The sequence below is a fragment of the Thermostichus sp. OS-CIW-20 genome, assembly GCF_054061455.1.
Map to the genome: position 1 here is coordinate 41,203 of NZ_JBSSEF010000004.1, position 19,481 is coordinate 60,683.

Annotated in this window: 17 protein-coding genes and 1 pseudogene; 13 read left to right on the plus strand and 5 right to left on the minus strand. The window is 60.7% G+C overall.

Going from position 1 to position 19,481, the window contains the following annotated elements:
* The first annotated feature begins 284 nt into the window (after positions 1-284).
* The 3 genes from mfd (at position 285) to ACVWXC_RS02775 (ending at position 5,573) form a co-directional block, all read left to right on the plus strand.
* A complete protein-coding gene (gene mfd / locus ACVWXC_RS02765) occupies positions 285-3,755 on the plus strand; it encodes a transcription-repair coupling factor (RefSeq protein WP_457390987.1) in 3,471 nt (1,156 codons plus the stop codon).
* A gap of 103 nt (positions 3,756-3,858) precedes the next feature.
* Entirely contained in the window at positions 3,859-4,794 is a 936-nt protein-coding gene (locus tag ACVWXC_RS02770; RefSeq protein WP_457391040.1) for an ABC transporter ATP-binding protein, read from the plus strand.
* Positions 4,791-5,573 carry an ABC transporter permease gene (locus ACVWXC_RS02775; protein WP_011430591.1) on the plus strand — a complete coding sequence of 261 codons (783 nt, stop codon included), beginning with the start codon at positions 4,791-4,793 and terminating at the stop codon, positions 5,571-5,573. The genes ACVWXC_RS02770 and ACVWXC_RS02775 overlap by 4 nt, the downstream gene beginning before the upstream one ends.
* A gap of 7 nt (positions 5,574-5,580) precedes the next feature.
* Here ACVWXC_RS02775 and ACVWXC_RS02780 read toward each other — a convergent pair whose 3' ends face one another.
* The gene (locus tag ACVWXC_RS02780; RefSeq protein WP_099813127.1) at positions 5,581-6,108 is read right to left on the minus strand and encodes a TM2 domain-containing protein; all 528 of its coding nucleotides are present in this window, start codon (positions 6,106-6,108) and stop codon (positions 5,581-5,583) included.
* A gap of 208 nt (positions 6,109-6,316) precedes the next feature.
* On the opposite strand from ACVWXC_RS02780, the gene ACVWXC_RS02785 reads away from it, so the two are divergent.
* On the plus strand, positions 6,317-6,592 hold the full coding sequence (locus tag ACVWXC_RS02785) for a hypothetical protein (RefSeq protein ID WP_099813128.1): 276 nt from the start codon (positions 6,317-6,319) through the stop codon (positions 6,590-6,592).
* 9 nt (positions 6,593-6,601) lie between these two features.
* Here ACVWXC_RS02785 and ACVWXC_RS02790 read toward each other — a convergent pair whose 3' ends face one another.
* A complete protein-coding gene (locus ACVWXC_RS02790; protein ID WP_011430588.1) occupies positions 6,602-7,057 on the minus strand; it encodes a MarR family winged helix-turn-helix transcriptional regulator in 456 nt (151 codons plus the stop codon).
* Between the two features lie 531 nt (positions 7,058-7,588).
* Positions 7,589-8,528 (minus strand): annotated as a pseudogene (locus ACVWXC_RS02795) (RNA-guided endonuclease TnpB family protein); the annotation flags it as partial.
* A 168-nt stretch (positions 8,529-8,696) separates the two neighbouring features.
* On the opposite strand from ACVWXC_RS02795, the gene ACVWXC_RS02800 reads away from it, so the two are divergent.
* Genes ACVWXC_RS02800 through ACVWXC_RS02830 form a run of 7 tightly spaced genes read left to right on the plus strand, consistent with a single transcriptional unit; the run spans position 8,697 to position 12,634 of the window.
* On the plus strand, positions 8,697-9,035 hold the full coding sequence (locus ACVWXC_RS02800; protein WP_011430587.1) for a cation:proton antiporter subunit C: 339 nt from the start codon (positions 8,697-8,699) through the stop codon (positions 9,033-9,035).
* Positions 9,028-10,518: a cation:proton antiporter gene (locus tag ACVWXC_RS02805; RefSeq protein WP_011430586.1), complete on the plus strand. Its 1,491-nt coding sequence runs from the start codon at positions 9,028-9,030 to the stop codon at positions 10,516-10,518. Before ACVWXC_RS02800 ends, ACVWXC_RS02805 begins: the two co-directional genes overlap by 8 nt.
* The gene (locus ACVWXC_RS02810; protein WP_041438403.1) at positions 10,502-10,906 is read left to right on the plus strand and encodes a Na+/H+ antiporter subunit E; all 405 of its coding nucleotides are present in this window, start codon (positions 10,502-10,504) and stop codon (positions 10,904-10,906) included. Before ACVWXC_RS02805 ends, ACVWXC_RS02810 begins: the two co-directional genes overlap by 17 nt.
* A complete protein-coding gene (locus ACVWXC_RS02815) occupies positions 10,903-11,154 on the plus strand; it encodes a hypothetical protein (RefSeq protein WP_011430584.1) in 252 nt (83 codons plus the stop codon). Before ACVWXC_RS02810 ends, ACVWXC_RS02815 begins: the two co-directional genes overlap by 4 nt.
* Positions 11,155-11,165: 11 nt before the next feature.
* On the plus strand, positions 11,166-11,447 hold the full coding sequence (locus ACVWXC_RS02820; protein WP_011430583.1) for a monovalent cation/H(+) antiporter subunit G: 282 nt from the start codon (positions 11,166-11,168) through the stop codon (positions 11,445-11,447).
* A 9-nt stretch (positions 11,448-11,456) separates the two neighbouring features.
* On the plus strand, positions 11,457-11,978 hold the full coding sequence (locus tag ACVWXC_RS02825; RefSeq protein ID WP_011430582.1) for a DUF4040 domain-containing protein: 522 nt from the start codon (positions 11,457-11,459) through the stop codon (positions 11,976-11,978).
* A gap of 44 nt (positions 11,979-12,022) precedes the next feature.
* On the plus strand, positions 12,023-12,634 hold the full coding sequence (locus tag ACVWXC_RS02830) for a Na(+)/H(+) antiporter subunit B (RefSeq protein ID WP_457391038.1): 612 nt from the start codon (positions 12,023-12,025) through the stop codon (positions 12,632-12,634).
* On the opposite strand, the gene ACVWXC_RS02835 is transcribed toward ACVWXC_RS02830, so the two are convergent.
* Positions 12,629-13,063, minus strand: a complete 435-nt coding sequence (locus ACVWXC_RS02835) for a FitA-like ribbon-helix-helix domain-containing protein (RefSeq protein ID WP_414346946.1) — start codon at positions 13,061-13,063, stop codon at positions 12,629-12,631. The two genes, ACVWXC_RS02830 and ACVWXC_RS02835, sit on opposite strands and share 6 nt — an antisense overlap.
* Here ACVWXC_RS02835 and carB point away from each other — a divergent pair.
* Entirely contained in the window at positions 13,044-16,268 is a 3,225-nt protein-coding gene (gene carB, locus ACVWXC_RS02840) for a carbamoyl-phosphate synthase large subunit (RefSeq protein ID WP_457390982.1), read from the plus strand. The genes ACVWXC_RS02835 and carB overlap by 20 nt on opposite strands.
* A 334-nt stretch (positions 16,269-16,602) precedes the next feature.
* Entirely contained in the window at positions 16,603-17,661 is a 1,059-nt protein-coding gene (locus ACVWXC_RS02845) for a photosynthetic reaction center family protein (RefSeq protein ID WP_414388432.1), read from the plus strand.
* Here the strand turns inward: ACVWXC_RS02845 and ACVWXC_RS02850 are convergent.
* Entirely contained in the window at positions 17,658-19,481 is a 1,824-nt protein-coding gene (locus ACVWXC_RS02850; RefSeq protein WP_457390979.1) for an aspartate kinase, read from the minus strand. The two genes, ACVWXC_RS02845 and ACVWXC_RS02850, sit on opposite strands and share 4 nt — an antisense overlap.

Sequence of the window (19,481 nt, forward strand, 5' to 3'; positions counted from 1 at the left end):
TACAACTTTAGGAGAGCTATTTTCCGCTGCTCCTAGGGTTACATCTTGGGCAAGACAACGCGCAGGCTGTTCAAGTCTAAAGGTTAACTTTAGAATCCTGGGAGTGCCAGCTTTTTCCTGTAACATGGGATACAAAAAATCTCAGCCCTGGAGCATCGGCCTGGCAGCCTCAAGGCTGGTAGCCAACTAACTTTCCCACTCCGGAAGGGGCTTGTTGAGGTTTCCAGCGGCTACAAATGCCAGAATTGGGATCCCGGCTTGAGTTTGCAGTCTGGGGTGGAAAGATGTCGTTTATCCCACTGGTGCACTTTCTTGCCCAATCGGGCTTGGTGCAAGAGTTGGCCGTCCGGCTGAGATCCCAGCGACGGGCTGCTTTGCAGGGAGGGGGGCGGATTGCCAAGGGGTTGATCGCCTCGGCTTTGGCCCAGCAGGAGGGAAGATCCCTGCTGGTGGTCACTGCCACGCTGGAAGAAGCGGGCCGGTGGACAGCGCAATTGGAGGGCATGGGCTGGGAGAGTGTGCAGCTCTACCCTACTTCAGAGGCTTCCCCCTACGAACCTTTTGACCTGGAACCGGAGCTGGTGTGGGGTCAGTTTCAGGTGCTGGCCGATGGTCTCCAGGGGAAGAAGGGCATGGCCATTGTGGCCACGGAGCGGGCCCTCCAACCCCACCTTCCCCCTCCAGAGGTGTTTCGGGCCTTTTGCCTCAAGCTGGAACCCGGCGCGGAGCTGTCGCCGCAGCAGTTGGGGCAGCAGTTGACCCGGCTGGGCTATCAGAGGGTCAGCCTGGTGGAAAGTGAGGGTCAGTGGAGCCAAAGGGGCGATATTCTCGACGTTTTCCCGGTGGCCTGCGAGTGGCCGGTGCGCCTGGAGTGGTTTGGCAACGAGCTGGAGCGGCTGCGGGAGTTTGACCCGGTCAGCCAGCGCTCCCAAGACGGGATCCCCTCTGTCTGGCTGACCCCCACCGGCTATGGACCCATCCTCTGGCCGGCGCTCCAGGAAAAGATGGAGCAGCTTTCCCCCGCCCTGCGGCAGCAGCTAGCGCAGGGATCCGCCCCCCCTGAAGGCCTGCGCCGTTTTCTCGGCCTGCTCTACGATCCTCCGGCCAACCTGCTGAGCTACTTGGATCCCGATACTTTGATCCTGATCGACGAGCCGGAGCAGTGCCAGGCCCACAGCCGGCAGTGGCTAGACCACGCCCAAGAGCAGTGGCAGTTGGCCCAGGCTGCCGAGCCGGCTCTGCTCCCCTTCCACCGCCCCTTCGATCTCGAGGCCCCTGAATGGGATCCCTTCCCCCGCCTGTTGGCCCGGGCTTTTGCCCCTGCCGGCGAGGTTGAAGCGGCCCTTGACCTCAAAAGCCGGCCTGTCCCTGCCGCTCCCCACCAGTTTGGATCCCTGGCCAAAACCCTGCGCGAGTACCGCAAGCAGCAGTTGCAGGTGTGGATCCTCTCTGCCCAGCCCTCCCGCACCGTGGCCCTGCTGCAGGAACACGACTGCCCGGCCCAGTATGTGCCCAACCCCAAAGACTTCCCCGCCATCGAGCGCCAGCTCCAGTCCTACACGCCGGTGGCCCTGAAGTACTCCGGCTTGGCAGATCTGGAGGGGTTTCTCCTGCCCACGCTGGGGTGGGTGGTGCTCACCGACCGCGAGTTTTTCGGCCAGCACAGCCTGGCCACCCCCACCTATGTGCGCAAGCGCCGCCAGGCCAGCTCCCGCCAGGTGGATCCCAACCTGCTCAAGCCGGGGGATTTTGTTGTCCACAAGGCCCATGGCATCGGCCAGTTCTTACGGCTGGAAAGCCTCACCATTGGCGGCGAAACCCGAGAATACCTGGTCATTCAATACAGCGATGGCTTGTTGCGGGTGGCTGCCGACCAGGTCAACTCCCTCTCGCGCTACCGGGCCAGTGGAGATGGGCCCCCTGCACTGCACAAAATGTCCGGCAGCACCTGGGAAAAGACCAAGCAAAAAGTCAAAAAGAGCCTGCGTAAAGTGGCCCTTGACCTGCTGCAGCTCTACGCCAAACGGGCCGAACAGGAGGGCTATGCCTTCCCGCCCGATTCTCCTTGGCAACAGGAGTTTGAGGAGTCTTTTCCCTATCCTCTAACACCGGATCAAATTCGCGCCGTCCAGGAGATCAAGCGGGATATGGAGTCTCCCCGCCCCATGGATCGGCTGCTGTGCGGGGATGTGGGTTTTGGCAAAACGGAAGTGGCCATCCGCGCCATTTTCAAAGCCGTAACCGCCGGCAAACAAGTTGCCCTTTTGGCGCCAACCACCATTCTCACTCAGCAGCACTACCACACCCTCAAAGAGCGCTTTGCCCCCTACCCCATTCAAGTGGGCCTGCTCAACCGCTTCCGCACTCCCGAAGAGAAAAAAGAGATCCTGGCCCGCCTCAAAAGTGGCGAACTCGATGTCATTGTGGGCACCCACCAACTTTTGGGCAAGGATGTGCAGTTTCGCGATTTGGGTCTTCTGGTCATTGACGAAGAACAGCGCTTTGGCGTCAACCAAAAAGAGAAAATTAAACTCCTCAAAACCCAGGTGGATGTGCTCACCCTTACGGCTACCCCCATTCCCCGCACGCTGTACATGGCTTTGTCGGGGTTGAGGGAAATGAGCCTGATCCAGACTCCCCCGCCCTCGCGGCGCCCGATTAAAACTCACCTTTCTCCCTACAATCCTGAGGTCATTCGCACGGCTATCCGCCAAGAGTTGGATCGCGGCGGGCAAGTCTTTTATGTGGTCAACCGCATTGAAGGGATCGAAGAGACCAGCGCCAAATTGCGGGAATGGGTGCCCGGTGCCCGCATTGCCATTGCCCATGGGCAGATGCCGGAAGGGGAGCTGGAAGCGACCATGCTGGCTTTTAACAACGGAGAAATCGATATCTTGGTCTGCACCACCATTATTGAATCCGGTTTAGATATTCCCCGTGTCAACACTATTTTGATCGAAAATGCCCAGGAGTTTGGTCTGGCTCAGCTTTACCAATTGCGAGGACGGGTGGGCCGGGCCGGGATCCAAGCTCATGCTTGGCTGTTCTACCGAGAAGATGGCATCCTCACCGAAGAGGCCCGCAAGCGCCTGCAGGCCATTCAGGAATTTACCCAACTGGGATCCGGCTATCAGTTGGCGCTGCGGGACATGGAAATTCGCGGCATTGGCAACCTCTTGGGAACTCAGCAATCCGGACAACTCAACGCGGTGGGCTTTGATCTCTACTTGGAGATGTTGCAAGAGGCGATTCGAGAAATTCGCGGCCAAGAGATCCCGCAGGTGGAAGACACGCAAATTGACCTCAATATAACGGCCATGATCCCGCAGAGCTATATCCCTGACGAAGATCAAAAGATGCAGGCCTATCGCCAATTGGCGGCTGCCGGCTCTCGGGTCGAACTGTTGCAAATTGCCCAGGAATGGCAGGATCGCTTTGGCCCCTTGCCCAAGCCCACCCAGGAGCTGCTGCGGGTGATGGAGCTGAAGATTTTGGCCCGCACGCTGGGCTTTTCCCGCATTAGGCCGGCCAAGGAGCATGTGCTTTTGGAAACCCCCATGGAGGAGCCGGCCTGGAACCGCCTCAAGGAAGCCCTGCCGGCCCATTTGCAGTCTCGCTTTGTCTATCAGCCGGGCAAGGTGACGGTGCGGGGCCTGGGAATGGTGCCTGCGGCCCAGCAACTGGAGAACCTTTTGCAGTGGCTGGACAAAATGAGCTTGGCCCTGATGGAAGCCCGGATCCCAACAGCCACCTAGTCCTGGCTGCGGGGGCGCTGGGCTCTGCCGTGAGAAACTGGGATGGATGGCCGGCCCTTCTCGGGTGGAACTTTTGCACTCCCTTTTGCCTCGTGTTTGCCCCATGAAGGTTCTAGAAGCCCACCACCTTCAGAAAACCTACCGGCAGGGGGGCAAGGAGGTTCGGGCGGTGGTGGATGTCTCCCTAACGCTAGCAGCAGGGGAGATCCTGGCTTTTCTGGGGCCCAACGGGGCCGGCAAGACCACCACCATCAAGATCATCGCCGGTCTGATCCGGCCTGATGCCGGCAGCGTGCGCATCCTAGGGCGGGATCCCCACACTGAGCCTGGAGCGCTGGCCCAGGTGGGAGCGGTGCTGGAAGGCAATCGCAACCTCTACTGGCGGCTTACCCCCTTGCAAAACCTGGAGTACTTTGGCGTGCTGCGGGGGTTATCCCCCAGAACGGCTCGCCAACGGGGGGCAGAGCTGCTGGAGACCTTTGGCCTGGGGGAGAAGCGGGATGTTGCCGTGCAAACCCTTTCGCGGGGTATGCAGCAGAAGGTGGCCATTGCTGTTGCCCTTCTGCACCAGCCAGCTCTGGTGTTGTTGGATGAGCCCACCTTGGGGTTGGACGTGGAGGCAGCGCAAGCGGTGAAATCCCTCATCCGCCAAATTGCTGCTTCGGGTCGGGCCATTCTCCTCACCACCCACCAACTGGATATAGCCGAGGCGCTCTCAGACCAAGTGGCTGTGATCGAGCGGGGGATAATTATTGCCCAAGCTCCCACGCAGGAGATGATCCGGCAGTTTGCCGGCGCCGCCGGCTCTTACCGGATTGAGTTGGAGCAGAAGCTGGATCCCAGCCGGGCGGAACGCCTGGCCCAGCAAGGGGTGGAGATCCTGGGATCCCATCAGCTGCGCTTCAGCGGCTCCTCGGAGACTTTGTATCAGGTGCTGGAGATCCTCAAGCCCTTGCCCTTGCTCAGGATCAAGCGCGAGGAAGCGGATCTCACCCACATTTTCCTCAAGCTGTTGAAAAGGAGAAGGGAGCAGGGATGAGGCCACTGCTGTACCTATTTTGGGCCGAGCTGAAGCGGGCCTGGATCCAGTACATCCGCTATCCGGCAGAAGCCCTGGGCGGGATCCTGATCACCACTTTTTTCTTCTATGCCCTCTTTGCCGGCGCTCAGTATGTGGCGGGGCCGGCCTCGCAGTTTGGACAACGGCTGGATGCGGTGGTGATTGGCTATGTGCTCTGGACGCTGGTCATTTTTGTGGTCAACGACATTGCCCTCAACCTGCAGGTGGAAGCCCAGACAGGCACCTTGGAGCAGGTGTTGCTCTCGCCCTTTTCGGCGGCCACCCTGTTTTTGGCGCGGGCCTGCGCCAGCTTGGTGCTGCGCTTTTCAACCGTTGTCGTTATCTTGGGGATCATCCTGTTGCTTACCGGCAGCCGGCTGCACTTTCCCCCCACCCTGTTGTTGCCGTTGGCGAGCGTGGTGCTGGGGGCCTATGGCTTCTCGTTTTTGCTGGGATCCGCCGCCTTGATTTGGAAGCGCATCCAACAACTGTTGATCCTCAGCCAATTTGGCCTGCTGTTTCTGTTGGCCACCCCCACAGAAGAGTGGTCGGGATCCCTGAAGTGGCTGGGGCAGATGCTGCCCATGACGGCGGGGGCCGGCTTGCTGCGAGATGTGATGGTGCGGGAGGCGGGTTTGGATCCCTTGCGGCTGCTCATGGCTCTGGCCAGCGGCGTGTTCTACTTCGCCTTGGGGCTGCTGGCCTTTCGCCGGGCGATGCAGCTAGCCAAACAGCGCGGCATCCTGGGATCCCAGTAGGACGTTGTCAGAGGGAGCGTCGGTCGCCAGGGGAGCGCAACAGGTGAGGGAAGTGGTACTCCACGGCGCCGGTGGTTAGGTTGTTCTCGGGGGAGGCGATGCCCCGGCGGCTCAGCTCTCGCAGCGCCTTTTCAATCTCGTCAAAATCAGCAGGCAGTTCGATGGCGATCTCCGAGAGGGTGAGGATCCCCTGCCGCTGCTGCGCCAGCCGCAGGATCTCCCGCATCAAAGCCTGACCCTTCAAAGGCTGAGGCGGCGCCGAGACCCCCTTGGCGGGAGCCGGAGAGGGGCGGATCCCCTGCAAGACGGCCAGCTTGAAGTTGTGGTCGTCCACCATGCCTGGGATCAGAAACAGGTCGATCAACTGGCCAAAGCCCAAGAGCCCAAAGGTCAAAAGCCAGAGAAGGCCCGTCACAGTCTTGCCCAAGTAGAGGCGATGGACACCGCAGATGCCGAATATGCCCAGCGCCCAGAGGAGATAGGCAATACCGACCGATTTGGGCTCGGCGGGGAGCAGCAGGTAGCGAGAGCTCATAGGGACTCGTCCAGAAGAGGTAGGGCAGGTAACCCTAGTCTGCCATCTTTTGCGTTGGACAACCCTCCTTCCCCTGTCCTAAAAAGCAGGCCTGGATGTGGCTTCAAGCAGAAAAGAGCCTGAAAATGGGATCCAACCCTTCCATCTTGCAAAACTTCGTCACACTGAGGAAGCGGGGGTCACGCCTACCGAAGGCCAAGGAAGCTCGATGCTTGAGCCCATCTTGATCGGGTTGAGTGCTGTGCTCTGGGGCCTCCTCTGGGGCTACGCCACGCTGCTGGTCCTGCTGGTGAACTTCAAAGAACAGGGATCCGTTTACGCCTACCCCATGCAGGCCGTGCTGGATCGCTTTGTGGAATCGCTGGGGCTGGGCTGGCTTAAGGATCTACATGCCATGCAACTGCAGCCGCTGCGCCGGATTAGCTACGCCCTCTTTGCCGCCGTTACCCTGGGCGTCGTCTTGATGCTCTGGGTCTTGGGGTAAGAGGCCTCCTCAACAATCCTGGGTCTGCCCCCGAGGGAGATGGAAAATAGACTGCAGCTTTTTCAGGCAAGCCTGGATCTGGGCCATCTCTTCTGGATCCAACTTCTGAAAGCGCTCCTTTAGGTAGGCCACATGGGCCGGGAAAACCTGCTCAAACAGTTTTTCCCCCTCTTCGGTAAGCACGATCTTGAAGCAGCGGCGGTTTTCTGGGGGTACCTCGCGGCGCACCAACCCCTTCTGCTCCAGGCGATCCACGATCCCGGTCAGCGTCCCCTTGGTAACCAGTGTCTTCTGGGCCAGGACATTCATCGTCAGGCCGGGGGTGTTGCCGAGGGTTACCAACACGTCAAATTGGGGGGCAGTCAGCCCCATCTGCCGAATGTGAGCGCCGGCGTAATTTTCAAAGGCTTGGTAAGCCCGTGCCAGATCCCTCAGCAGCCCCAAAAAAGGCTCCCGCGCCGCCACCACCGAGGGCTTGAGGGCCTCGCCTTGGGGAAGCGGAGAGGACAGAGACTCAGCAGAACTGGGCATCGCTGCAGATCGTCGAACGAGACTAATCCATCCGACAAGAACAGTTTTGGCTTCATGATAGCCGACTGCAATATAGTCCTAATGCAAATTGACGGCCATTACGCCAACTCCATGAAGCTATTCCATCCCAAGGCAGCGTACAAGAGCTCTCTCCATATCCAGAGGGGGCTTAGGGAAGCGGGGCGAAGACCGGAAACGGCCCAGTGTGTTTCCAGCTTATTTTCAGCGACCTCGAGCCTCAGCCCTGGGGATCCCGGCTGCGTCTGGGCGGATCCCTTGGACGAGATGTCGCCATCTGGCTGCTGCGGCTGCGGAAGTTGGATAGTAAACTACCCGACTCCGACCGCCCCCCTTCCCCCCGTATACGGGGGGATGTAGGGCGGCTGGTTTACAGCAGCCCCCAAAAGTGCAATGACATAGGCGCTACGCTTCGCTGATGCTAACGCTCCGTTGTAGTCTGCGTCCCACCACAACCTTCACCCCAGCCCGCAGCGCCTTGTAGTACACAAACTGCCTCAGTTGATAGAACGCCCAACTATTGGACCGCCGACGCTCGGTTTTGTTGCGCGGCTGTGAGTTGACACGCTCTCTGATTCCAGTGAGGTCTGCCCAGGCAATCGTGCTATCGGTCGCCTTTGCCCTGGAAACAATAGCCTTGGAGATGCAGGGATTGACCCAGGTTTGCAAGCGTCTCTCCTGACCAGACAGCCGTTGCAGCAGTTCCCGACATCTCCGCCGTGAACTGCGTCTGCCCTGACTGGCTTTTTGTTGGAGGATCGCTCTCAACCAGAAGTAGTGGTCTCTGACCTGGTTCAACGGCTGTCCATGCCAGTTATCCCCCTCTGAGGTGTGTGCAATGTCTTTTCTACCCAAGTCCACCCCCATGACCTTGGCGGTGTTTTGCGGCTCCGGCAGGTCATGCTCCACACAAATCTGGATGGAGTAAGAACCCTCTTTGCGTTTGACCACCGTGGCCGATTGGGGATTGGTGCCGGCCAGCATCCCTCGTTGATAGTTGCCGATGGACAGCTCCAACCGTTCCCGCCCCTCAACGGTGGTGAGCGATACTGTCCAGTCTTTCGCTCGGAAGGAGAAGATGCGGGCAGCGTAGGTCACGAAGCCCGCCTTGAAGGCTTTGACCGGACGGTTTTTTCTGGCTGGCAGTCTTGCGGGCAGATACCACCCATCTGCATACCTGTTGTGCCAGGTTGCTGGATAGGCCAAAGCGGGCACGGATGTCGCGGTAACCCAGAGATTGGAGCTTAAGGGCGTTGAGGATCTTCTCCGGCGTGTTTTGGTTGACCCAGTTCAAGGCCTGCACAAAGGCGTCCAGAGTCGCATCCAGCTTGGCGGCTTGGGAATTAGATACCTTGAGCTTGCAGGAGATGGTCAGGACTTGAGTCATGCTGTGATGGTACATCAACAGACCGCATTTCTCCCGTCACTGACCGGCCCGGCCCCCGGCCCCCCAGTCCCCCCGTATACGGGGGGATATAGGGGGGTACGGAGCAGGGCTCCTGCGGCTTCTAGCTGAATGGAAAATCACCATCGAGGCTCAAACGGCAAGGTACCCATGGCACACGCTGCAATTATCCTTACGATCCTGCTGGGCTTTTGGGGAGTGGTGGTCAAGCGCAATCTGATCATGAAAATCTTGGCCATGGATGTGATGAGCACCGGGGTCATCGCCTTTTTTGTCATTTGGGCCGCCCGCACCGGCGTGTTCACTCCCATCTACAAGCCCTGGCGCCAGGTGGACTATGCCGACCCGGTTCCGCAAGGAATCATCCTCACGGCCATCGTCATCGGCCTGTCGGTACAAGCCCTGATGTTGGTGGGGGTGATGAAGCTGTCCCGCGATCATCCCACCTTGGAAGTGGAGAGTATTGAGCAGGCGGTAGCTGATGACTGAGCTGACGACCGAACTGACGTTGGTCTGGGTGGCACTGCCCTTTTGGCTGGCCTTTGCCACCTACTTGCTGCCGGCTTTGACCCGTCCCAGCCTGGTCATCATGGCTGGACTGACGATAGCCTACGCAGTGCAGCAGGGAGGCCTGCCAGGGGCAACTGCTGCGCCGTTGGAGCTCCAGTTGCTGGATCACTTCGGGGTGACGTTGCGGATCGATGGCAACGCCGCGGCCATGCTCCTGGCCCATGGCCTGGTCACCCTTGGGGTGGCCCTGTATTTGGATCGGCGCTTTGTGGGCAGCCGCTTTCTGGCCATGCAGTTGCTGATCGTCCACGGCAGCGCCAACGCCGTCGTCATCAGCGCTGACCTGATCAGCGTCTATGTGGCCCTGGAGGTGCTCAGCATCGGCGTGTTTTTGCTGCTCACCTACAGTCGCCGAGCAGAGTCCCAGCCGATCCTGGGGGAAAGCGCCCCGCACCGCTCTCGCGACCGTCAGCTCTGGGTGGGGCTGCGCTACCTGTTCATGAGCAATGTGGCCATGCTCCTCTACCTGGTGGGATCCATGCTGGTCTATGTGCGCACCGGATCCCTGGCGATGAGCGGCTTGGCCCTGGCCGACCCCACGGCTCTTGCCTTGATTGCCGTTGGCCTTCTGGCCAAGGGGGCAGTCTTCGTCGCCGGCCTGTGGCTGCCCCTCACCTACGCCACTGCCGATCCTGTCATTGCGGCGGTGCTCAGCGGTTTTACTACAAAAGCAGGCGCCATGGCCCTTGTGCGCTGCAGCGAGTTCTCGCCCGTCTTGGCGCAGGGGCTGCCCTACTTCAGCGCAGGCGCGGCGGTCTTTGGGATCCTTCTGGCTTTGATGGCCAGCACGCCCCAGCGCCTTTTGGCCTGGAGCTCGGTGTCGCAGATGGGATTTGTCATCGCTGCACCCCAGTGGGCGGGTTTGTACGGCCTGGCCCATGGGCTGGCGAAGCCCTTGTTGTTTGTCGGGGCTGCGATAACCAATCGCTGGCGCTGGTCGCTGCTGATCTTGGGGACGGCCTCGCTGGCGGGGGTGCCCGGCACTTTGGGCTATGCAGCCAAGGCCCTTAGCTTGTCAGCTCTGGATCCCTGGCACGAGTGGCTGCTGGTGGGGGTTACTGTCGGCACCACCTGCATAGCCGTGCGGGTGCTGCGAGCTTTTCCTTCTCAAACAAACGGGGACACTACCCCGGCAGCCGGTTGGCCAGACAAGGTGGCCCTAGTCCTTTGGGGCGGGGGCTTGCTCTGGTTCTGGCTGCCAGCGGCCTATGACGTCGATAATCTCATCAAGGCGTTCCTTAGCTTGGGCCTCGGGATCCCGCTGGGCTGGTTTTGGGAGCGAATTCCTGTGAAGGGATGGCGTCTGGATGAAGGGCTAGAGGCAGTGGTGGGCGGCTTGAGCGTGGTGTTGGTGCTGGCCTGGATTCTGCTAAGTGGAGTGAACCATGTGGCGCTACCCTGAGTTGGGCTTGCTGGAAATTGGCCTGCGGCTTTTGATTTGGTTTTTGCTGACGGGTAATCTGAGTTGGGACAATGTGGCCATCGGGGTGGCGGCGACGCTGCTGCTGCCTCGGCAGGCCTCTGCGCCGGTGCGGTGGCGGGATTGGGGGCGGGTGCTCAGGGAGATCGTTTTCGCCGTTCCGAAAGCTTACTGGGAGGCCTTTGAGATGATCCTCAGACCCCACACCGTAGAGGAGGTTGTATACAAACAAACTCTCCCCAATCGTTCGGCGGGACTAGTGTTTCTCGACATCTTTTTGATTACTTTTACGCCCAAAACCATTGTGCTCAATTGCGATGCCCAAGGCACCTACGAGGTGCATCTGCTCAAGCCGCGGGAGGAGGCGTGAATCTACTGCTGTTTCTGCTGACTTTGACCCTATGCCTGCCGCTGTATGCCGCCTGGCTGAAGGAGGATATTTGGCAGACGATGCTGGCTTTTGCCAGCTTATCGACCAAGACGGCCATCCTGGTTTTGGTGGTATCTGTGGTGCGGGATGACTGGATGATCGGGATTGTGGGGGTCTTGATTTTGTCGGTGGGCAATGCAGCCCTAATGCTGCTGGCCCACGTGCTCAAGCGCTTGGAAATGCTTTAAGGGGAATCAACATGGAAGTTTTGGTGGAGGCTCTCAGCTATCTTCTGTTTGGGATCGGGGTGCTGTTTTGGCTGTGGGGAACAGCGCCGCTCCTTGGGGATCGCTCGATTTTGTTTAAGCTGCACGGCCTTTCGGTGTCGGACACGCTGGGATCCATGAGCATCATGCTGGGGCTGTTGCTGCGGATCCCAAGGGAGTGGCCTCTGCTGGTGTTGGCCCTGATTTCCTTGGCCATTTGGAACACCATCTTGGGCTATGTGCTGGCCTTTTGCTCGCAGCGCAAGTCCCTATAGGAGGACAGGATGGAAGAGACTTTGTTGCTGGTGATCGCCCTGCTGTTGCCCTTGACGGCTGCCTTGGTGGTGACCCAGACCAATCCCTATCATGCCTTGGTGATGCGCGGCATTCTGGGATCCATCGCTGCTCTGATCTATGCCTTGTTTGGGGCGGCGGATGTGGCGCTTACTGAGGCGCTGGTGGGCACCATGCTGTCCATTACGCTCTATGCCATCGCGGTGCGTTCCTCGTTGAGTATGCGCTTGGGCGTTCTCGAAGACAGTCCTCTGTTGGCGGCCAGGACCTCAGCAGCACAGCAGTTGTTACAGCAGATGCGCCAAGGGCTACAGCAGTACCACATGCGTCTGGAGTTGGCCGTCTATGGAAGTGCAGAGGCGTTGTTGGCTGCCCTTCACAGCCGGGAGGTGCACACCATTGCCCTTGAGCCCGATGAGGAGGTGGCAGAGTATCGCTTGGTAACGCGCGTGCCCCGCCTGCAGGCCATCTTGACGCAACAAGCCCTGCTTTCTGAGGTCCTCCTGCCATGAGGTGGTTGTACGGGGTGGCGGCGCTGCTGGCAGCCTTGCAGCTCATGGTTGCCGACGCGGGAGCTGTTTCTCCTGCCTTTGAGCCTGTGGCGGTTCTGGCCGGAGAAAGCGGCGTGCCCAATACGGTGACGGGCTTGATCCTGCGCAACCGCCTTTACGACACCGTCTTTGAAGTCGTCGTGTTTTCTACGGCCATTCTGGGCGCGCAGTACCTGCTGGCGGATGAGCGACCGACGGCCAATGTAGCTCAGTTTACCGATATTCCCTCAATTGTGTTGGCGCGGGTGGGGGCCACCATCTCCGCTCTGATTGGGGTGGAGCTGGCCATTCGGGGTCACCTGACGCCGGGCGGGGGGTTTGCTGCCGGCGTGGCGGGAGGAACGGCGATTGGCTTGGTGGCGATCACCGCCTCTTCGACCTGGATGGAGGCCATCTACAAGCGGTGGCAAGCCGCGATGTGGGAGAAGCTGTCGGTGGTGACGTTTATCGGGGTGGCTGTAATCGCCCTGGCCGGTTGGGAACTACCCAAGGGCGAGCTGGGGGCACTTTTTAGCGGCGGTTGGATCCCAATCCTCAACATTTTGGTGGCCATCAAGGTGGCGCTGGGATCCTGGGCGGCGATTTTAATTTTTATTCGCTACCGCGGCTTGTTATGAAGGCTCGAACGGGTTGATAACGCTCGTGTCAAGCCAATACATCGTGGGCGGTGTTATCTTCTTGCATCCGCTCGAAGTCCGAATCTTCACCAATGTTTGGGATCGATCCGAGCACTTGGCAAAGGACTTTTTTGCAAGTTGGAGTAAGACTTGCTTGAGGATTTTGCGATGTTCGGCTTCTGCACTCCCACCGTGAGGCCTAGCCCTTTCTTTCAGAACTTTGACAATGGCCCCATCAACGTTGCGAACAATTGGAGTGGCCGTAGAGCGTCTCCTCGATCGGCAGATCCATGGATGGCTTTGCCGCAAAGATAGCGTTGACAGCAGGACGTTTCCCTGTCCGTTGAGCAACTTGACCTGCAGGCGACCTCTACAATAGAAGGCTGACCCTGCCACCCCTGGGATCCCTATGCCGCGCCGTACCGACATTCACAAGATCTTGCTCATCGGAGCGGGGCCGATCGTCATTGGCCAAGCCTGCGAGTTCGACTACTCCGGCACCCAAGCCTGCAAAGCCCTGCGGGAAGAAGGCTATGAGGTCGTCTTGGTCAACTCTAACCCCGCCACCATCATGACGGATCCCAGTATGGCGGATCGCGTCTACATCGAGCCGGTGACGGCGGACTTCGTGGCCCAGATCATCGAGCGGGAGCGCCCCGATGCCCTGCTGCCCACCATGGGGGGACAGACGGCCCTCAATGTAGCGGTGGAGCTGGCCCGGCGCGGGATCTTGGACCAGTACGGGGTGGAGCTGATCGGGGCCAAGCGGGAGGCCATCGAAAAAGCCGAGGATCGGGAGCTGTTTAAGCAGGCGATGCAGCGGCTTGGCCTGGCGGTGCCGCGCTCGGGGCTGGCCCGCAGCCTGGCCGAAGCCAAGCAGATCGCTCACGAGATCGGCTATCCCCTCATCATCCGCCCCGCCTATACGCTGGGGGGCACAGGGGGAGGGGTGGCCTACAACCAAGAAGAATTTGAAGAGATCTGCGCCGCCGGCCTGGAGGCCAGCCCGGTCTCTCAGATCCTGGTGGAGGAGTCGGTGATCGGCTGGAAGGAGTTTGAGTTGGAGGTGATGCGGGATCTGGCGGACAACGTGGTGATCATCTGCTCGATTGAAAACATCGACCCCATGGGGGTTCACACTGGCGACTCCATCACCGTGGCCCCGGCCCAGACCCTCACCGACAAGGAGTACCAGCGGCTGCGCGACTACGCCATCGCCATCATGCGCGAGATTGGGGTGGAAACCGGGGGATCCAACGTGCAGTTTGCCGTCAACCCCACCAACGGCGAGGTGCGGGTGATCGAGATGAACCCGCGGGTTTCCCGCTCTTCTGCTTTGGCCAGCAAGGCCACTGGGTTTCCCATTGCCAAGATCGCCGCCAAGCTGGCCGTAGGCTACACGCTGCCGGAGCTTCCCAACGACATCACCCGCAAAACCCCGGCCAGCTTCGAGCCCACCATCGACTATGTCGTCACCAAAATCCCCCGCTTTGCCTTTGAGAAGTTTCCCGGCTCGGAGCCGGTTTTGACCACGCAGATGAAGTCGGTGGGGGAGGCGATGGCCATTGGCCGCACCTTCCAGGAGTCCATCCAGAAGGCCTTGCGATCCCTGGAGATCGACCGCCCCGGCTTTGGCAGCGACCGGCCTGAAGTCTTCCCCACCCCAGAGGAGGTGCGGGCCAACCTGCGCACCCCCAACCCCTTCCGCCTCTTGACCATCCGCACGGCTCTGCTCATGGGCTTTTCCGTTCAGGAAATTGCTCAGCTTACCCACATCGATCCCTGGTTTATCGACAAGCTGCAGGAGCTGGTGGAGGTGGAGCAGGTCCTCAAGGGGCGGGAATTGGGATCCCTAACGGCCGAAGACCTGCGCCATCTCAAGCAGATGGGCTTTAGCGACCGACAAATTGCCCACCTGACCGGCTGCACGGAAGCCCAGGTGTGGGATCGCCGCAAGGCCCTGGGGGTGATCCCCACCTACAAAACCGTGGACACCTGCGCTGCCGAGTTCGAGGCGGCCACCCCTTACCAGTACTCCACCTACGAGAGCGAATCCGAGACCTTCCCCACCGCCAAGCCAAAGGTGATGATCCTGGGGGGCGGTCCCAACCGCATCGGCCAGGGGATTGAGTTCGACTACTGCTGCTGTCATGCCGTCTTTGCCCTCAGACGCCTTGGCTATGAGACCATTATGGTCAACTCCAACCCCGAGACCGTTTCCACCGACTACGACACCGCTGATCGCCTCTACTTTGAGCCCCTGACCTACGAAGAGGTGATGAACCTCGTCGAGGCCGAGCAGCCGCTAGGTCTAATCCCGCAGTTTGGCGGCCAGACCCCCCTGAAGCTGGCCCAGGGGCTAGCCGCAGCCCAAGCGCCTATCTGGGGTACTGCTCCTGACTCCATCGACATAGCCGAAGATCGCGGCCGGTTTGGGCGCCTGCTCGAGGAATTGGGGATCCGCCAGCCGGCCCACGGCATTGCCCGCAGCGTGGAAGAAAGCCTGGAGATTGCCCGCCGCATCGGCTACCCGGTGGTGGTGCGGCCCAGCTATGTGCTGGGGGGACGGGCCATGGAGATTGTCTACTCGGATCAAGACCTGCGGCGCTACATGCAGCTAGCCGTGGCGGTGGATCCCGACCGTCCCGTGCTGGTGGACCAGTTTCTGGAAGACGCGGTGGAGGTGGATGTGGATGCCATTGCCGACCACACCGGGGCTGTAACCATTGGCGGGATCCTGGAGCACATCGAGCAGGCCGGGATCCACTCCGGGGATTCTGCCTGTGTCTTGCCCAGCCGCACTCTCAGCCCTGCTGTGCTGCAGGTGATCCGCGACTGGACGGTGAAGTTGGCCCAAGCTCTCAAGGTGGTGGGGCTCATTAACGTCCAATACGCCGTCCAGAAGGAGCAGGTTTACGTTCTGGAAGCCAACCCGCGCGCTTCCCGCACCGTGCCGTTTGTCAGCAAAGCCATTGGCCACCCCCTGGCCGCCTACGCTGCCCAGGTGATGAGCGGCAAAACCCTGGCAGAGCTGGGCTTTACCCAGGAGGTGATCCCGCCCTACGTGGCTGTTAAGGAAGTGGTGCTGCCGTTTCACAAGTTCCCCGGCACCGACACGCTGCTGGGGCCGGAGATGCGCTCTACTGGTGAGGTGATGGGGATTGATACGGACTTTGGCCGCGCCTTTGCCAAAGCGCAACTGGCTGCCGGCCAGGACCTGCCCCTAGAGGGCACGGTGTTCATCAGCGTCAACGACCGCGACAAGCAGGCGGTGATCCCAGTGGCCCAGGAGTTGGTCAGGCTAGGCTTTCGCCTGCTGGCCACTGCCGGAACCCAGAAAGTTTTGGCCGAGCACGGGATCCCCGTCGAGAAGGTGCTCAAGCTGCACGAGGGCCGGCCCCACGTCATCGACGCCATCAAAAACCGCCAGATTCAGCTCATCGTCAACACCCCTTCCGGTGTCGAGGCGCAGCAAGATGGCCAAAAGATCCGCCGCACTGCCCTGGCCTACAAGATCCCCTTGGTCACCACCCTGGCCGGGGCCAGAGCCACCGCTGCCGCCATCCGCGCTCTGCAGTCGGGATCCCTGGGGGTGAAGTCGCTGCAGGAGTTTCACGCCGAAATGGGACGATAGATCTCAGCCTTCTTGGGTTGCCTTTCTGAAGAAATTCTTAAGACCTTAACCTTAAGAAACTCTGAAGTTCTCGGTTGGCGAAAGTGGCTTTGGCTGCCCAGGAAAAGCTGAGACCAATGCATCAAAATCGCAACACTGATTTGCCTATTTGTATCGATAAATCAATTTGTTTCACATTCTGGCTGCGCAAGTTAGGGATCCCTGCCGGCATCCCGAAAACTGTCTAGTTTGGAAGAAAGCTCCCTCAGGCCAGGCCTTGTCGGGCGCTCTCCTGACGTCGGCTTGGCAAGCCCAAGAGAGAGGGGCTTTGGTGAAATTTTCTAGGAGTTGGCCTATGAGTACGGTCATTCGTCGCTCCGCGGCCGCGCGGCGGCTCTGGAGTTGGGAAAGTTTTTGTCAATGGATCACCAGCACCGAAAATCGGCTGTATATCGGCTGGTTTGGCGTATTGATGATCCCGACGTTGTTGGCGGCGGTCTTCTGTTTTGTTATCGCTTTTATTGCCGCTCCGCCGGTGGATGTGGACGGGATCCGCGAGCCGGTGATCGGCTCTTTGTTGGGGGGCAATAACCTCATTTCTGCGGCGGTGGTGCCCACCTCAGCCGCCATTGCCCTGCACTTTTACCCCATCTGGGAAGCTGCCTCTTTGGAGGAGTGGCTCTACAACGGCGGCCCCTACCAGCTCATCGTGCTCCACTTTTTAATCGGCATCTGGTGCTATTTGGGCCGGCAGTGGGAGCTGAGCTACCGGCTGGGCATGCGCCCCTGGATTGCGGTGGCTTTCTCCGCCCCAGCGGCGGCTGCGACGGCGGTGCTCTTGGTCTATCCCATCGGCCAGGGCAGCTTTTCGGAGGGGCTGCCGCTGGGCATTGCCGGCACCTTCCACTTCATGCTGGCCTTCCAGGCGGAACACAACATCTTGATGCACCCCACCAGTTGGCTGGGGGTGGCGGGGGTGTTTGGCGGCGCCCTGCTGGCGTCTCTGCACGGCTCGCTGGTGATCTCCAGCCTGATCCGGGAGACCTCGGAGGAGGAGTCGGCCAATGCTGGCTACCGCTTTGGCCAAGAAGAAGTTACCTACAACTTCCTGGCCGGCCACTACGCCTTCTTGGGGCGGCTGGGGATCCCCGGCCTTGGCTGGCGCAACAGCCGTTCCGTCCACTTCTGGATGGCGGCTCTGCCCACCGTAGGGATTTGGGCGGCAGCCATCGGCATTGGGATGATGGCCTTTAACCTCAACGGCTTTAACTTTAACCAGTCCCTCCTGGACAGCCAGGGCCGGTTCATCCCCACCTACGCCGATTTGATCAACCGCGCCAATCTGGGGATCCAGGCCATGCACGCCCCCAACGCCCACCACTTTCCTCTCTTGCTAGCGGCCAAGGTGGACTAGGGTCGATCCAGCCCGAAGGCACGGTGGGCGGCCTGGAGGGCACGCACCCCCTGCTCCCGCCGCACCACGCAGCTCACCTTAATCTCTGAGGTGCCGATCATCTCAATGTTGATCCCGGCGTCGGCCAGAGCCTTGAACAAACGGGCAGCCACGCCGGGATATGTTTCCATCCCGGCACCGACGATGCTGACTTTGGCAATGTCGTGGTCGGTCTCGACCCCCGCCGCCTGCAGCTCCTCGGCCACCTGCCGGCACACGGCCTCAGCCGCCCTGGCCTGATCCTGAGGCACCGTAAAGGCGATGTCGGTGCTGGGGATCCCGTTGTGGTAGCCCCGCTGGCTTTGGATGATGGTGTCGACGATGATACCGGCAGCGGCCAGGCGTCCAAACAGATGGGCAGCCGTCCCCGGGCGATCCGGCACCTTGCGCAGGCCCAGCCGCGACTGCTTCAAATCCAGGGCAACGCCGCGCACCGGGTGGTCGCTTGGGCGGGGATCCCCGCAAGGGGCTGCCTTGACCCGATGCAAATGGGGGATCACCTGGAACGCTTCCCCCAGCGCCAGGGCGGCCTCCCCAGCCCGCTCGTCAGCCACCACACAGCTCACCTTGATCTCCGACATGGAGATCATTTGGAGATTGATCCCAGCTTCTGCCAGCACCTGGAACATCTGGGCGGCAATGCCCGGGCGGCCCATCATCCCCACCCCGGCAATGCTGACTTTGGCCACCGCCTCATCGACGATGACTTCCCTACACCCCAGCTCCTGGCCCACCTGCCGCGCCACGGCTGCCGCCTGGGCCGCCTGCGCCCGGCTGACGGTAAAAGCAATGTCGTTGATAGGGGATCCCTCGGCTGCACTGAGGTGGAGCGACTGCAGGATTAAATCGACATTGATCCCGGCTGCCGCAATTTCCTGGAACAGTTGCGCGGCAATGCCCGGGCGATCCGGCACTCCCACCAGCACCAACTTGGCCTGATCCCGATCCAGCTCCAGCGTATCCACTGCCTGGCCCAGCTCAATGCTGCTGTCGGCGGGGCGAGGACGGGGAGGGGGAGCAAGAATGAGGGTGCCCTCGGATCCCGCCTGCAACGGTTCCAGGCTGGAGCGCACCCGCAGCTTGACGCCGTAGTTGCGGGCAATCTCCACCGAGCGGGGGTGGAGCACCTGCGCCCCCAGGCTGGCCAGCTCCAGCATCTCGTCGGCGGTAATCTCCGGCAACAGCCTGGCCTCGGGTACCTTGCGCGGGTCGGTGGTAAAGATCCCCGGCACATCGGTGTAGATCTCACACAGCTCTGCCCCCAAAGCCACCGCCAAGGCCACCGCTGTGGTGTCCGATCCCCCCCGCCCCAGGGTGGTGATCTCCAGCTCCGCCGGGCTGGTGATGCCCTGAAACCCGGCCACCACCACCACCTCTCCCCGCTCTAGGTGTTGCCAGAGGCGGTCGGTGTGGATGTGCAAAATGCGGGCCCGCCCGTGATCCCGGGTGGTGACGATGCCCACCTGGGCCGCCGTCAAGGAGAGGGCAGGGTAGCCCAAGCGCTGCAGCGCCAACGCCAGCAGGGCAATGCTGACCTGCTCACCCGTAGACAGGAGCATGTCCCACTCCCGCCACTGGGCCGGCGTGGTCGGGGATCCCTGCAAGATCTGTTCCCCCAGTTCCACCAGGCGATCCGTTTCTTCTCCCATTGCCGAGACCACCACCACCACCCGCTTCCCCTGCTCCACCGTGTGGGCCACCCGCTGGGCCACGGCTTGGATGCGCTCGATGGAGCCGACGGAGGTGCCGCCGTACTTCTGGACAATTAAACCCGCTTGCAT

What these genes read in the sequence shown, in the direction of transcription:
- mfd (WP_457390987.1), top strand. Translation starts at nt 285, where the DNA reads ATGTCGTTTATCCCACTGGTGCACTTTCTTGCCCAATCGGGCTTGGTG.
- ACVWXC_RS02770 (WP_457391040.1), top strand. Translation starts at nt 3,859, where the DNA reads ATGAAGGTTCTAGAAGCCCACCACCTTCAGAAAACCTACCGGCAGGGG.
- ACVWXC_RS02775 (WP_011430591.1), top strand. Translation starts at nt 4,791, where the DNA reads ATGAGGCCACTGCTGTACCTATTTTGGGCCGAGCTGAAGCGGGCCTGG.
- ACVWXC_RS02780 (WP_099813127.1), bottom strand. Translation starts at nt 6,108, where the DNA reads ATGAGCTCTCGCTACCTGCTGCTCCCCGCCGAGCCCAAATCGGTCGGT.
- ACVWXC_RS02785 (WP_099813128.1), top strand. Translation starts at nt 6,317, where the DNA reads ATGCTTGAGCCCATCTTGATCGGGTTGAGTGCTGTGCTCTGGGGCCTC.
- ACVWXC_RS02800 (WP_011430587.1), top strand. Translation starts at nt 8,697, where the DNA reads ATGGCACACGCTGCAATTATCCTTACGATCCTGCTGGGCTTTTGGGGA.
- ACVWXC_RS02805 (WP_011430586.1), top strand. Translation starts at nt 9,028, where the DNA reads ATGACTGAGCTGACGACCGAACTGACGTTGGTCTGGGTGGCACTGCCC.
- ACVWXC_RS02810 (WP_041438403.1), top strand. Translation starts at nt 10,502, where the DNA reads ATGTGGCGCTACCCTGAGTTGGGCTTGCTGGAAATTGGCCTGCGGCTT.
- ACVWXC_RS02820 (WP_011430583.1), top strand. Translation starts at nt 11,166, where the DNA reads ATGGAAGTTTTGGTGGAGGCTCTCAGCTATCTTCTGTTTGGGATCGGG.
- ACVWXC_RS02825 (WP_011430582.1), top strand. Translation starts at nt 11,457, where the DNA reads ATGGAAGAGACTTTGTTGCTGGTGATCGCCCTGCTGTTGCCCTTGACG.
- ACVWXC_RS02830 (WP_457391038.1), top strand. Translation starts at nt 12,023, where the DNA reads ATGGTTGCCGACGCGGGAGCTGTTTCTCCTGCCTTTGAGCCTGTGGCG.
- carB (WP_457390982.1), top strand. Translation starts at nt 13,044, where the DNA reads ATGCCGCGCCGTACCGACATTCACAAGATCTTGCTCATCGGAGCGGGG.
- ACVWXC_RS02835 (WP_414346946.1), bottom strand. Translation starts at nt 13,063, where the DNA reads ATGTCGGTACGGCGCGGCATAGGGATCCCAGGGGTGGCAGGGTCAGCC.
- ACVWXC_RS02845 (WP_414388432.1), top strand. Translation starts at nt 16,603, where the DNA reads ATGAGTACGGTCATTCGTCGCTCCGCGGCCGCGCGGCGGCTCTGGAGT.
- ACVWXC_RS02850 (WP_457390979.1), bottom strand. Translation starts at nt 19,481, where the DNA reads ATGCAAGCGGGTTTAATTGTCCAGAAGTACGGCGGCACCTCCGTCGGC.